The organism is Eisenbergiella massiliensis, from assembly GCF_003435485.1.
In genome coordinates, this window is the sequence record NZ_QVLV01000028.1 from 22339 (window position 1) to 35767 (window position 13429).

A 13429-nucleotide genomic window follows, 5' to 3' on the forward strand; every position below is an offset into this window, starting at 1 on the left:
GCCGGGACAAAGACAGCTTTTTAGGTCTTTGTCCCGGCTGAATGATTTTGGCATGGACACTGATTTTGTGCAATGCTATAATTGAGTAAATTTGAATTGAGGTGTACTTATGCTTTATTATAGAACTCTGGAATTAAACCAAATAGAAGATTTTTGGAAGTTATTAAACACTTTGGACGCTGAAACAGATTATATGATGTATGAACCAAATGAGAGAACCCAGACCACAAATGTTCAAAAATTAAAAAATGATATTGAAAATAATGTGATTTGTGGAAGTGATTTTTTACAAGTGGCAATGGAAAATCAAAAAATGGTTGGCTATATTCGGGCAGAACGGGGAAAGTTTAATCGGATTCTTCATACAGCATATATTGTAGTAGGCATTTTGAAAGATTATAGAGGTAAAGGAATCGGTACATCTTTTTTTGAAATGCTGAATTGTTGGGCAAAGGAAAATGGAATTAAGAGACTGGAACTTACTGTTGAATGTTGCAATGAAACAGCAAGACACTTGTATGAAAAAAGTGGTTTTAAGATTGAGGGAACAAGGGAGAAATCCATGTTCGTCAACGGCTCCTTTGTTGATGAATTTTATATGGCAAAAATTTTGTGAAAAAGAAATGCCGGACGCAGAGGCTTTGACAGCCCCCGCGCCCGGCGTTTTTCTTATTCGTCTGTGAAGTGGAACCGCTGCGCCGCAAAGTCGGCGTCGCTCATGGCGTCCAGCTTATCGGCGGTCTGGCAGGCCAGCGCCGCCATTTCCTTGTCCATGTCCGGCAAAGCTGCCCGGAGATTTGCCGCCGTCCTGCGGCGGTCGGCGTTGTGGTACAGACAGATCAGGTTTTCTTCTTCCACGGTGAAATACATTCCTCATACCTCCATTTCTTTTGATTTTTCCCGCGCCGGGGGCTTCTTTTTCTGTTCCTCCTTGGCGGCGGCAAGTTGCGCCCGGATGGACGGTTTCTTTTGTTTCTGCGTCGTCTTTCGGGTCTGCTTGGGCTTTTTGGCCTCCGCCTTGGCTGCCTCGGCCACATCCAAAAGGGAAATCTGTTCCCCGGCTTTTGCCCTTGCTTCCAGTTCCTCCATAGACGGGGCATTGTTCATCATGCCGTCGATCATGTTGTAGTTCTGCTCGGTGGACATTTCCGCCGTCTTGATATGGCTTTCCTGCTGGGCGGGGATGGCAAAGGCCCTTGTGCCGTTTGCCATAATAAGATACCTGCCGTCCTCCGACTGGTGGTGGAATCCATACCCGGCGGCCTCCATCTGTTCCCGGCTCCTGTCGGTCAGATAGAAACGGCCTCTCGGTGTCTGGATTTGTTCGCCGGTCATGCACTCGTCTGGCGTGAGCTGCTTTTCCGGCTGGGCGAAGAACTCCGGCACCTGCCGGTAGTCGGCCCCCTCGTCCACATAGTAGGCGGTCTGTTTTCCATCCTGCCGGAACACCACAATATCCCCCGTAGAGAGGGAATGTCCCTTGTAATCGGCGGGATGTTCTATGTTGAAGCGGCGGTAAATCTCGTCCAGTGTGGTGTCCTTGTCCAGCGGCGCGGTGTAGACAAGCTGGTAATTCTTCCTGTCCACCGAAAGCCCATCTGCCTGCAAGTCCTCATAGGAACGGTAGCGGAAGTCGCGTCCCTCCGGGCCGGGCGGCACTTGGTAGATGGAAAAGTTGGGCTGCGCCGGGGCCTCATAGTCAGAGGCAACATATTCCTCCACCGTCAGCCCGGCAGCGGCGGCCTCCTGTTCCAGCTCTGCCTCGATCTGTTTTTTGTAGTCCTGCAAGCTCTGGCCGAAGTCGGAAAGCTGCGGCGGCTCCGGCAAGTGGTACTGGCTCTGATTGAGAAGCGGGCGGCACTCCTTTACATAGTCCAAAACCGCGTTGAAATAAGCGGTCTGTTCCGGCGTCAGGGTTTCCCCGGATCGCAGGGGACGCCGGGCCTCCTGCTCCATAGCGGCCAGATTGCAATGCAGCTCCATATACGGAACAAACTCATGCAGCAGCATATCCCGCTGGGCTTTGTCCGCCTCCCATGCCTCCGGCCCCTCATGGTGCAGCACATGGTTTTTCCAGCTTTCATCCTGTGCGTAGTATTCGTGGTAGCCCCGGATATGCTGGATCAGGGAACCGTCCCCGTCGCCAAAGTCCTGCCGTCCCTCGTAGCTGTCCGGCTGGCCCTGCATGGTAAAGTCAATGCGGAACTTGGTCTTGTCGTACCAATGGCCCGTATAGCCCGGCTGCTCCCGTTCATGGCGTCTGGCACTGTCCAGCTCCTTGAAAACGGCCTCGGCTTCATGCAGCGGCATTTGCTGGCCGTCTTTCAGATGGGGACTTTCACTCCAAAGGATCGTGACAACCGGCTCCGCCGCCGGATTCTGCGCGATCTGCCGCTGGGCGTTGGCAACGGCAATCTCACTTTCGATCTCACTTTTCACAAAGGAATCCATCTGGCCGTTTTGCAGCTCATAGCCCTGTTCACACAGGCGGTTGATAAGCCCGATCACCTTGTCAGTATCGCCCACGGCCTCGGCATAGGCCACGATCAACTGTCGTTCCTCGCTGCCCAGACGCGGGGCGTTTTTCTCTGCCAGCTCGATCAGGGCGGCGGCCCGGTCAGCCGGGGACGCCTCCGGCATGAACGGTTTCCCATTCAAAAGGCCGTCGATCCCGTTCCATGCCTGCGGCTGGGGAATGGCGTTGGCCTGTTCGGTTGCTTCCAGAAAACCGTCCAGCCTGTCGCCGGTCAGGGGTTCCATTGCCCCAGCCGGTAGCTCATGGATGGCAAGGATTTCTTTTCCGGCTTCCACAAGGGACAGGTCGGGATTGTCAAGCTGACCTCCGTCCAGTTCCTTGTAGTCGGGGCCGTACAGTGTGTAATCATAGCCGGTTTCCGATGTCTGGATATACAGATAATCGCCACTTTCCAGACGGTAGGCGGCCTCCTGCGGGGCTTCTGCCTGTTCCAGCGTTCCATCCCCGGCAATGGTAAAGCCCTGCGCCTGTGCCGCCTCCTTGGTTCCCTGCGACACTTCGCCGGTGGATTTCAAATCCGCTTCAATCAAGGTTTGCAGCATAGCTTTTACGCTGTCGGTCATTTCCTGCTGTTGCTCCGGGGACAGCTTGGAAAATACGCTGTCCGGGTCTGGCTGCTCGGCGGCCCGTTCCAGCGGTGCGGCCTGCGGCTGCTCCTGCTGGGTCTGCCGCTGTTGCTGAAGCTGGGCAAGGTGGCCGTCAATGGTGGTAATCAGCTCATGGGCGGTGGCCCGGATGGTTTCAAGGGAGGCTTTCAGCTCTTTCAAGTCCTTGCCGGAACTCCAACCGGCCACATAGCCAAAGGAATAGTCGGAGGTGTCCAGCCCGTAGTGCTGGCAGACGGCATAGGCCACGCTTTCGGCCTGCACTTCGCGGGTGCGGCTGTCGGGGCGGTCGGCCTGATCTATGGCCGGGGCTTCCGGGTCGATGGCGTGGAGCTTGGAATGGGCGATCTCATGGATGGCCGTCTTTAGGGTCTGTAATTCGCTCATGCCCTCCTGAATGGCGATCCGCTTTTCCGTCAGATGGTAGTAGCCGTGGGAACCGCCCGGAATGTCCTCAAAACCAATGGGAACCGGGGAGGTCTGTTCCAGCGCCTTGAAAAATTCCCCGTAGCGTTCCACGCTGCCGGTCAGTTCTTCCACGCCGATGGAGGGCAGCGGTTCCCCCTCGGTCTGGCTCACATCAAAGACGGAAACGATCTTAAAGGCCGGAACCTGTATTTCCTGTACTTCGGTAACAGGCTTTCCGTCCTTTCCCATCACCGGCCTGCCCTGTGCGTCCAGCTTTTGCACTTCCTTTTTTGCCTTGAACGGGGCCGGGGCCAGTATCTTGATGGCCTTTTCGCCTTTCTTCACATTGCGGTGAAAATCGTCCCGCCACTTGTTGTAGCCCGCCACAAGCTGTCCGCCCTGCATGGCGATCAGGAGGGTGTTGTTGAAGCTGTAACTGTGGAACTTGGACATGGTGGTGAGATAGGCTTTGTAGCGCTCACTCTCGAAAAGCTCCTGTATGCCGGTTTCCAGCCGGTCGGTGATCTCTTTCATGCGCTCGGCGCTGTTCTGGCCGTTTAAGAGAATGGGGGTGACAGGCTGCGGGGCCTTTGTAGGCGCTGCCGCCTCCGGCTGCACCTTGCTTTCATCCCGCAGAATTTCCGGCGCGGGATAGGCCATCACCCGGTATTCCTCCGGCACTGGCTGGCCCTCATGGACGCGTTGCCATTCGTCGCTGGTTCGCAGGATATAGCCGTAATCGGTAAAGGTTCCCTGTTCCTCGTTGGCAATAAAACTTCCCAGCCGGTCGGTGTCAATGGCCGGTTTCCACGGGTCGGGGACGACAAACAGCCCGGAATCATTCAGATAATATTCCCCCAGACTGCGGTTGTCCTTGGCGTTGATTAAGACAAAACAATCGGTGTTTTCGGCGTAGTCCAAAAGCTGCCCGATGGTCTGCATTTTTGCCGGGGACTGCATGGCGGCGTTCAGCTCCGCAAGCTCCACGACGTCCAGCTTTTGAAGCTGGGCGGCAAGGAAGTTCAGTTCATCCACACTGGCGGCTTTTATCAAATCCTCCGGCAGTTCCAGCGGTTTTCCCTCCGGGGCAGAAAAGCCGCCAATGAACAAGTCCTGCTGGTTGTTGGCGGTGATATGGATTTCCTTTAGGGCTTCCTGCACCTGTTCGGCGGAAGTCGGCAGGGAAAGCCAGTACCCATGCGGCCCGCCGGTCTGCGCTTCGGCGCGGTTATCAAGAAAAATGGAAAATATTTCGTTCACGGGTTCCCTCCTTTCCGGGGTGGCTGCGGTCTGCGGCTGTGCGGCTTCCTCCTGTGTGGGAAGCTCTGCGGTCTTTGCCGGTTCCTCCCCCTCGATGGTGTAGCCGGGGAGCAGGCAGCCGTTGACCTTGAAACAGTCGGCGTATTCCTTGGGGATGGCCGGGGAAATTTCGGTAAAGTAATGGTCGTGGGCTTTGATCCGGCCATTCAGGTATCTGTCCAGTTCTTCCCGGTTGGCAAAGACTTTCCGATCCTGTCCGGCGATCTTTTCCCGTTGGTTTCCGTGGGGCGCGTTGGTATAAAGGCCCCAGCGGAGCGTCCACGAGTAGGGAACGGATTTTTTTGCGGTGCTGTCATACCGGGTATTCTCGGAAATGGAATAATCCATCTGGTAAACCATGTTGCTGCGGATATGGCGGTATTCGTCCGGGGCCTCCCACTGGTTTGCAGTGTGGGTGACGGGAAGCGTCCGGGCATATTCAAGGGCTTTGTCCAGAAACAGGGTTTTTCCGGCCTGTTCCTCCCATGCGGCGGCCTGCTCTTTCAGGCGGTCAAACACTTCCTGTTCTGCGGCGGCGCTTTCCGCCCGCAGGGAAAGAAGCTCCGCAAGGGGCAGCTTTACCATTTCGGAAAGATCGGCCTTGCCGCTTTCAAAGTAAATCCGGCGCTCGATCCGCATGGTGCTGGCCAGTTCTAAATCGTCATGGTCATAAGAGCTGTAAGACATTTGGGGTTCACATCCTTTCTGAAAAATGGCATAAGAAAAGCAGGAAACCTTTGAAAAATTTCCTGCTGGGTGGGCCGATAATAAGCGGCTGATATTCAATTTTGAAAGTTTGGGTTAGATTGATTGAAGCTGGGGACAGTCTAACAAATTAAAGCTTTCTACTTCTTCAACATCAATAACTTTGATGCCTCGTTCTTTTAATGCCTTTGCAAACAATCCCATTCCAGAAATCAGCTTTCCGGTAAAGCTACCATCATATATTTGGTTTACTCCGCAGGTAGGACTTCTGGATTGTAGTATAGCTAACTCAATATCTTCATGTTGAATTTGGGATAATGCCATTGATACTGCTCGCTTATATTCCAAATCGACATCATTTCCGTTTTCGTCTGTTACTACACCATTCACAATCTCTGCACAAGGTCTGGGAGTAGTCATACCTGCTAATTGCTCTGGACAAATGCAAATAATTTCTTTATCTTTTAAGTAGTTGATAGCTGCCAGATTTTTGTTATTTTTTCCATTGTATTTACAATCCACTCCCATAATACAAGCACTAACTAATATTTTCACACTTATCACCTCAAACGGATATTATCGTTGGCTTTATTATACTATGACATGGTGTATCTTGGAATAGATGAATTGTAAATTTGCTGGATACAAGGGGTTTGGGGCTTCCCCAAAGAGAAAATCCCCGGCCCGGCAGGTGCGCCGGGTCAGGGATTTTGCCGGGAGTGTGGCTACACTCCCTATGCTTGCTGTTTTTAGTTTTTGCCCCTCTGTTCCACGCGGTAGTTCACATACTTGCCGCCGGTATCGGCCAAAAGCACCGTTCCGTCATAGGTTTTGCCGGTTTTCATGGAGCGCAAGCCCTTTACCTTTGCTTTTCCGTCTTTAAGGAGCGCGGCGGCGATCTTCGGGGTGAACGCCTTGCCCCGTTCCTCAAAAAATCGGTCATTCTTCCACATGACAAACTGGCAGCTTCGGTTTCCGCAGTAGTAGTTCTTTTTGCCCTCGTAGACGCTTTCCCCGCAGCGCGGACATTTGCCGATAACCACACGCTCGGCTTGAAACAACTTCTGCGCGTCCTCGCTGATCTGGGAGTAGTTTGCGATCAGGCCCCTTGTCATTTCTGCAATGCCAGCCATGAAGCCCTCCGGGTCGGCCTGCCCCTTGGCAATGGCCGTCAGCTCCGTTTCCCACTGTGCCGTAAGCTGAGGAGAGGTCAGCACCTCCGGCAGCACACAGGCAAGGTTATGGCCGTCCTTGGTGGGAAGTAGCTGTTTGCCTTTGCGCTCCACAAAGCCCATCTGCACCAGCTTTTCTAAGATGGAAGCGCGGGTGGCCGGGGTTCCCAATCCCTGCCGCTCGGCGTCCTCTGGCAGATCGTCCGCACCGGCGCGCTCCATAGCGGAAAGCAGGGTATCTTCTGATACGCTTTGTCAAGGGTGTTTAAGAAATTTTTTCGCTTTGTTCAAACTCTTTTGCACAATCATTCAAAATAAGCCGCTTAATCTTATCGGTCATCGTTTCCTTGCTCGTTTCGCTGAAATGCAGCTTGACACGATAGGTTGTCTTTCCAATCCTCTTTACCATAACGGGCTGCTGTGTACCTTGTGCGGTCAGAGGGGAAGCGGTAGGGGTGGCGGTGCGGGTGTTGGTTTCGTTGCTCATAGGCTCTCCTTTCAAAGATAAAGCCCCATGCGGTCATACATGGGGCGGTGGTTTTGAGGTTGAAGTGGCGAAGTGGCAAAGTGGCAAGGTATCTGGGTTTTGCCACTTGGATTTTGCCGTTTCACTTTTTAAGAGCGTGATACCATGCCGCGCCAATGCGCTTTGAGGTAATGCGCCCGTCAAGGTTTTTCTTTGCCGCCCGGACAGTACGGGCAGAAATCCCCGCGTCGGCTGCGGCTTTCTCTATGTCCTCGCTGGCAAGCTCTTTTCCGTCTGCCAGTAGGTCAAGTATCAGCTTTTCAGCCTGTTCGGTTTTTGTGGCGTTGTTGCCGCCCGCGCCGGACAGCAGCTCGTCGGCAGTTATATCATATTCGCCTATCCACTCAAAGCCTGTTTCCGGGTCAAGGCAAAAGGCAACGGGCTTTCCCTCCGGCGCAAGGGAAGATTTGTCGTGAATGATAACGCGCACATTCGGCTCACGCTTCACGCGCCCGATTAAAAGGACGCTCCTTGCTGCGGCTCTAAAGTCGATAGAACCTAAGCCCCTGTATGCGCTCTGTCCTCCGGCAGCTTTGTTGAGATGTCCGATAAGGATAACGGCGCACCCGGTACGCTCCGCAACTTCGGCAAGGCGGCGAAAAATGGGGCGGACCTCGTTTGCCTTGTTCATGTCGGCTTTGTCGCCCATATACGCCTGTATGGGGTCAAGGATAATCAGACGCGCCCCGTTCTGCGTGATTGCCTTTTCTATGCGCTCATCGGAGAGGGTAAGCTCCCGCTTGGCTTCATCAATCACAAGCACGCGGTCAAGGTCGGCTTCTGCTTCTATCAAACGGGGCTTGACGGTATCGCCTAAACCGTCCTCGGCGGTCTGGTAAATTACTTGGAATGGCGGCAAGGGCTTCATTCCCGGCAGCGTTCCCCCGGTGGTGCAGGCGGCGGCAAGGCGTAGGGCAAAGGTGGTCTTGCCCTCGCCGGGATTTCCCTGCACAATGGTTACTTTCCCAAAGGGGATATACGGCTCCCATAGCCATTCAACGGTCTGCGTGTCAACCTCACTCATTCGGATAATCTCAACGGTTTCTTCCTGGGTTGGCTCTTTCAAGCCGTAGACCGCTTCCCGCAAATACTTCCCGTCCGCGATTTCTGCCCGGTGCTGCAATACCTCGTTCCAGTCCTTGTAAAGCGGCACAAGGCGGTGGACGGTCAAGCCCTCCGGCACAAGCTCTGCAAGGCGGCTGCAAGCGTCGCTTCCGGCTTGGTCGCTGTCAAGGCAGAGGTATACGGTCTTGATGTTCGGACGGTCAGAGAGGAAACGCAGCAGGGCTTTTTCTCCCACGCCGCCCAACGCAAGATAGCTTTGCTTTTGCCAATCCTTTTTGAACAGGCAGAGGAAAGATAACAGGTCTATCGGGGCTTCAAAAACAAACAATCTTTCGCCCTCGCCACGGTAGCAGAAGTTAAAAGCTTTGTCGCTGCCTTTCACATCAAGCCGGAAACTCTCGGCTGTGCCGCGCTGGTGGGCGTATCGCGGTATGCCGCTTTCATCTCTGCCGACGAATACTGCGTTATGGTGGGCGGCTTCCTCGTAAATATCGCCGGTGGAAAAGAAAAAGCCCGTCACATCTTCATCAATGCGGCGGGCGGCTGTGAGGTAGTTCCTCGCTATGCGGTTGTCGGGGCTGCGGGGTGGCAGTCGGAAGTCAGAAATGGACGCGGAGCTTGGTCTGTCCGGCGGCGGTGCTGCGCCTTTTTCTCCTGTCAGCAGTTCAACGGCTTCGGTGAAGCTCTTGCCGAAAAACTCCATGACAAAATCAATGGGTGCGCCGCCCTTACTCTGGCTGTGCCTGTACCATTTGTTTCCCCGGACGGTCAAGCTGTCGTGCCGCTTCCAGCGGTATTCATTTCCGGCGCGGGTAAGCTGCTCGCCCTGTCCTTGCAGAAAAGAAACAAGGTCGGCTTGGTTGGCGTGGTCTATCTGTTCTTGGGTGTAATACATGGTTGATACCTCTCTTTCTGTGGTTGAATTGTTCATAGTTTTGATGTAGAATGAAACCGAAAAATCGGAAGTTAGTGAGGTGCTGGGTTGTGAATGAAAGAGAAAGAATTATTCACTTATGGTTTGAAATGTGGCTTACAAAACAGGACTTAGGTATTGATAATATTTTTGCAGAAGATGTAATTTATACTGAAAGTTGGAGTCCAAAATATAATAACCGTCAAATCGTAAAACACTGGTTTCAGGAATGGAATACTCGTGGCAAAGTCGTTGTTTGGGAAATCAAACAATTTTTCCACAAAGGAAATCAGACGATTGTGGAGTGGTATTTCAAAAATGAAATGAACAATGGGAGCATAGAGGAATTTGATGGAATTTCCCTGGTTGAATGGACAAAGGATAATAAAATAAAATCATTGAAAGAGTTTGGCTGCAATTTGAATAATTATAATCCTTATGAACATAGTGACCTGCCCGAATTTAGGGACGAAAGAGCAAGTTGGTTTTAATATTAGGAATCAATAGCGTCCATTTTATCGGAAAACACTTAGGACGGACAGGCAAAGTAGCTTGCCCGTCCTTTTCTTTATCGCTCCTGTTCGTGCAGCTTGGTGCGGGTCTGTGCCTGCTCCGGTTGGTCGGCGCGGAGTGCAATATCCACGCACCTGCGGATTTTTTGAAGCTCGGCAACCTCGGTGCGGGTAGCTTTCAGTTTGGTGTAGTCGGTATCTCTCTGCTCTTTGAGGTCGGCGTATTCCTGTTTCCATTTGGAGATAGGCAGCATCTTTATATCCGTCAGATTTGCATGGAGATAGCGGCTTGCTGCGTTCCATAGGGTCAGCTCGGCGCGGTGGGCTTCCTCATACTTATCCCGTTTGTTCGTCCAGCCGTTTTTCAGCTTTTTCAGTTCGGCATGAATGGGTTTATACTGTAAATAATTCTCGCCGTTCTCTATCAGCTTTTGCAGCTCTTTCATGCGCTGCTCGGCGGTTTTCATTCCCTCCCGGATTGAATAGACTTTATCACTGACAGAGGAAAGAGAGGCGTCCAGCTCGTCAAGGGTCGAGATACTATGCTCGGAAAGATAGTTGACCGCCGCCGCTATGGTTTTCAGTTCATCGGCTGCGTGCTGTTGTTGCCAACGCTGCGAATACTTCCGGCTCTTTTCTCTCTGAACGCTCAAATACTTCATCAACAGATTTGCAAGGTTGGGAGATTGCGGCGGCTGCTTCGGGGCGGTTTCCCGCGCTTTGAACAGGTCGGCAATCCATTCCTTGAGCTTCCCAATCTGCGCCCGGATTTCACGGATAAGGCGGTTTGCCTTTTGGATATTTCGGTTCAGTTCGCCTTTCTCGGTGGCGATACCTTTCTTCTCCATCTGGCAAGCCGCCACGCCCATGTGGACGGTGGGCAGCTCGTCAATGCCGCGCTCGGCGTTGCTGCGGTGGTCGATACGCTCCGGGCTTCCGTTCCTCTCCAAAAAGTCGTTGGTATAGTCAGCCCACGCCTTGCGCCACAAGAGGGTGTTGTCCTTGTCGTTCCAGCCTGTAAGGTCAACTTTGTGGGTTTTGTATCTGCCGCTTGGCAAGCGGATACGCTCGCCGTTTTCGTCAAGGTCATATTCCTTTTTGGATTTCGCCGCCCATGTGCCGCGCTCGTCAAGTGGTCGCATAGTCAGCATGATGTGACAATGGGGATTGCCCTTGTCGGTGTCGTGAATGGCAAAATCCACACACATTCCTCTGGAAACAAATTGAGAGGAACAGTATTCCCGGACAAGCCGGATCTGTTCCTCTCTGGATAATTCTATGGGGAGTGCCGCGTCAATCTCTCTGGCAAGCTGGGCGTTTCCGGCTTTCTCGTAAAGCTCCACGCTGTTCCACAAGGTTGAACGGTCAGAGAATGAGGGTGGGGCATGGGGCGGCAGCATGATTTCTGTATGGACAACGCCGCCTTTGCGGGTGTAGTCGTGGGTCATTCCGTCCCACTCGTTTGTCAGCCTTTCGCCGCTTCGGTAGGCGGCTGCGGCAACGGCTGATTTGCCTTTTCCTCGGCTCACAATACCGATGTTCCAATGGTAAATGGCTATGGGTATCACCTCCCGGATAGGATAATAAAACCCGCAAAAATGGTACAGACGCCAAAGGCGGGTGTACTGTTTTTGTGGGTGTGCAGGGATAGCCGCGAAGCGGCGCAAGGGGTGCAGCCCCTTGTTGCGGCAACGCCGCCATATCGGAGCGCGGGGAAAGTCCCCTGTGCGGAGATAAGCCCTCGGCAGAGCGCACACGCCCGCAAGGGTGTATAAGTGCGCCCTTTGTTCCAAAGGGATTATTCGCTTTTCCCGCTTTCGGCTCGTTTTTTCAGATATTCCCGCGCTGGCTCACTCGTCAAGGCAAGCCGGAGAAGCGCGGCGGCTTCCTCGTCGGTCATGCCCTTTGCTTCCGGCACAATGCTTTCAAAGACCGCGCCCCGGACGATAAGGCGGTGGCTGCGCGTTCTGCGTTCCTCTTTGGATAGCTTCTGACGCAACATCTTTTCCCGGTTCTCAAACTGCCGGATTTTCTTCTTCCCGTCCTCAATCTCGGATTGCAACTCCTCGCGGGTTTTCTCTCTTGGCTTTGTCATGGTTGGTCGCTCCTTTCTGCTCATAAGCATAGAAAAAGGACAGTCGATTTTCTCGGCTGCCCTTGTAAAATAGAAAACTTATTTACTTTGCAAGAAGGTTTTGTTCGGATACTTTTTCATCAGAAGTATGGCTTGTTTGGGCGTGGGGCATATCAGTCTGAGTTTCCGTCAAAGTCTGTGTTATGATAGTGTTCATATAACCAGTATTTTCCCTCAAACTCAACGACAATGTTATCGCCGTACTGATAAACCGCAGCCCCTACAATATCATCATTTGCTTGGAAATTTTCTTTTGGTTCTTCCGAAGAACTAACTGCGTTTTCGATTTTTCCTAACAAATTGAAAGAACTTTTTTCATCTGCGAAGTTGGGTTGAGAGTCAACGATTTGATAAAGCGTATCATTTACATAGACCATAGGAGCAATATCTCCAGAAATGGGAACCAATGCCTTTAGCAAATCTTCTCCTGTTACACCTAATTGTGCTTCATCGCTTGCAAAAGGAATACGCAGCAGGTATTGTTGGTCTACTTCGTAAAGATATATATAAATGCCTGAGCCAACATCTTGTGTGTCACCTAAAAGAGAAAGAACATCTTCTCTTGTCATGGTCGGTGTTAGTTCTTTAATTTGCTCAGATGTTACCTGCGTCGGTGTATCGAGCGGTTTTTTGTTTTCTGGTATTAGACTAAGGATTTCTTCAGTCAACGGGTTACTTTCTCCTGCGTCAATCGTTTTTGCAGCTTCTTTTATTTCTTTATGAGAATAGTCGCTCAAATCTTCAACAGCAATGCCGAGAGAATTGAGATAATCAACCGCTGCATTATATTGAATTATATCAACGGCAAATGCGGTCAATGGTATCATCAAGCACAAGCAAGCTGCAATAGCCCCCCACTTTACCCAAATGGGCTTTTTGGCTTTCTTCTTGTAGTTGAGAGCTTCATCGACATATTTTGTATCAAGTTCGCTCATAGCGTCGGAAAACTTCTTTGCGTTCATATGAATACCTCTCTTTCAATCAAATATTGCTTCATCTTCTCGCGGATACGGGTCAGCCGGACAGAAATGTTTTTCTCTGAAAGCCCTACAAACTCGGCTATGTCCTTGTAGCTGTCAGAAAACCAATAGCGGCGCATGAAAATAACGCGGTTTTCGGTAGTCAGCGTGTCTAAAAATGCTTCAATGATACGGGCTAACTCTTTGGCTTCGATTTCTGCTTCTACTGTATTCGGGGCTGCTATACAGGCTTCAATTTCTTCCAAAGCAATCGTGTAATGGCTGCTCCGTTTGGCTGCTTCCTTTCTCCAATAGATTTTGAGTGAAATGTTCCGAACGATTTTAACAAGATAAGATAGCAGCGGGTTAGGTCGTGCCGGGGGAATGGCGTTCCATGCGCCTAAATAAGCGTCGTTTACACATTCCTCCGCGTCTTGTCTGCTGCCTACGATATGGTAGGAAAGATTGTGGCAGACCTTTCCGTATTTTATATCCAGCTCTCGTATGCCTTGTTCTGAACGTCCAAAAAACATTTCTATGATTTTTTCGTCGTCTATCATCTCACCGCCTCCTTTCGGGCTTCACCTATGTACTA

At 51.8% G+C, this 13429-nt stretch carries 11 protein-coding genes and 1 pseudogene; 2 read left to right on the top strand and 10 right to left on the bottom strand.

Translation table 11 applies throughout. The features are described 5' to 3' along the window. The first annotated feature begins 109 nt into the window (after positions 1-109). A complete protein-coding gene (locus tag DXC51_RS25275; protein WP_069423982.1) occupies positions 110-616 on the top strand; it encodes a GNAT family N-acetyltransferase in 507 nt (168 codons plus the stop codon). 53 nt (positions 617-669) lie between these two features. On the opposite strand, the gene DXC51_RS25280 is transcribed toward DXC51_RS25275, so the two are convergent. From DXC51_RS25280 to DXC51_RS25305, 6 genes and pseudogenes are all read right to left on the bottom strand, one after another. Beyond that, on the bottom strand, positions 670-870 hold the full coding sequence (locus DXC51_RS25280; RefSeq protein WP_003509281.1) for a transposon-transfer assisting family protein: 201 nt from the start codon (positions 868-870) through the stop codon (positions 670-672). 3 nt (positions 871-873) lie between these two features. Beyond that, entirely contained in the window at positions 874-5535 is a 4662-nt protein-coding gene (locus tag DXC51_RS25285) for an LPD25 domain-containing protein (RefSeq protein WP_117545661.1), read from the bottom strand. A 114-nt stretch (positions 5536-5649) separates the two neighbouring features. Further along, positions 5650-6108, bottom strand: a complete 459-nt coding sequence (locus DXC51_RS25290) for a 2-thiouracil desulfurase family protein (protein WP_069423980.1) — start codon at positions 6106-6108, stop codon at positions 5650-5652. A 194-nt stretch (positions 6109-6302) separates the two neighbouring features. Further along, positions 6303-6980 (bottom strand): annotated as a pseudogene (locus DXC51_RS25295) (DNA topoisomerase); the annotation flags it as partial. A 10-nt stretch (positions 6981-6990) separates the two neighbouring features. Next, the gene (locus tag DXC51_RS25300; protein ID WP_097777333.1) at positions 6991-7212 is read right to left on the bottom strand and encodes a transposon-encoded TnpW family protein; all 222 of its coding nucleotides are present in this window, start codon (positions 7210-7212) and stop codon (positions 6991-6993) included. Between the two features lie 121 nt (positions 7213-7333). Next, positions 7334-9211 (bottom strand): AAA family ATPase, encoded by a 1878-nt coding sequence (locus tag DXC51_RS25305; RefSeq protein WP_117545662.1) that lies wholly within the window; start codon positions 9209-9211, stop codon positions 7334-7336. An 89-nt stretch (positions 9212-9300) separates the two neighbouring features. Between DXC51_RS25305 and DXC51_RS25310 the strand changes: the two genes are divergently transcribed. Further along, positions 9301-9720, top strand: coding sequence for a nuclear transport factor 2 family protein (locus DXC51_RS25310; RefSeq protein ID WP_117545677.1), 420 nt, complete (start codon positions 9301-9303; stop codon positions 9718-9720). 77 nt (positions 9721-9797) lie between these two features. Here DXC51_RS25310 and mobQ read toward each other — a convergent pair whose 3' ends face one another. From mobQ to DXC51_RS25330, 4 genes are all read right to left on the bottom strand, one after another. Beyond that, positions 9798-11309 (bottom strand): MobQ family relaxase, encoded by a 1512-nt coding sequence (mobQ, locus tag DXC51_RS25315; RefSeq protein WP_117545678.1) that lies wholly within the window; start codon positions 11307-11309, stop codon positions 9798-9800. Between the two features lie 230 nt (positions 11310-11539). Then, positions 11540-11836 carry a DUF3847 domain-containing protein gene (locus DXC51_RS25320; RefSeq protein WP_117545663.1) on the bottom strand — a complete coding sequence of 99 codons (297 nt, stop codon included), beginning with the start codon at positions 11834-11836 and terminating at the stop codon, positions 11540-11542. Positions 11837-11988: 152 nt separating this feature from the next. After that, positions 11989-12837 carry a hypothetical protein gene (locus DXC51_RS25325; RefSeq protein WP_117545664.1) on the bottom strand — a complete coding sequence of 283 codons (849 nt, stop codon included), beginning with the start codon at positions 12835-12837 and terminating at the stop codon, positions 11989-11991. Then, a complete protein-coding gene (locus DXC51_RS25330) occupies positions 12834-13394 on the bottom strand; it encodes an RNA polymerase sigma factor (protein ID WP_117545665.1) in 561 nt (186 codons plus the stop codon). The genes DXC51_RS25325 and DXC51_RS25330 overlap by 4 nt, the downstream gene beginning before the upstream one ends. Between the last annotated feature and the right edge of the window lie 35 nt (positions 13395-13429).

Excerpts from the sequence above, each read along its gene's own strand:
- DXC51_RS25285 (WP_117545661.1), bottom strand. The coding sequence starts at position 5,535 with ATGTCTTACAGCTCTTATGACCATGACGATTTAGAACTGGCCAGCACC.
- DXC51_RS25325 (WP_117545664.1), bottom strand. The coding sequence starts at position 12,837 with ATGAACGCAAAGAAGTTTTCCGACGCTATGAGCGAACTTGATACAAAA.
- DXC51_RS25330 (WP_117545665.1), bottom strand. The coding sequence starts at position 13,394 with ATGATAGACGACGAAAAAATCATAGAAATGTTTTTTGGACGTTCAGAA.
- DXC51_RS25320 (WP_117545663.1), bottom strand. The coding sequence starts at position 11,836 with ATGACAAAGCCAAGAGAGAAAACCCGCGAGGAGTTGCAATCCGAGATT.
- DXC51_RS25300 (WP_097777333.1), bottom strand. The coding sequence starts at position 7,212 with ATGAGCAACGAAACCAACACCCGCACCGCCACCCCTACCGCTTCCCCT.
- DXC51_RS25280 (WP_003509281.1), bottom strand. The coding sequence starts at position 870 with ATGTATTTCACCGTGGAAGAAGAAAACCTGATCTGTCTGTACCACAAC.
- DXC51_RS25275 (WP_069423982.1), top strand. The coding sequence starts at position 110 with ATGCTTTATTATAGAACTCTGGAATTAAACCAAATAGAAGATTTTTGG.
- DXC51_RS25305 (WP_117545662.1), bottom strand. The coding sequence starts at position 9,211 with ATGTATTACACCCAAGAACAGATAGACCACGCCAACCAAGCCGACCTT.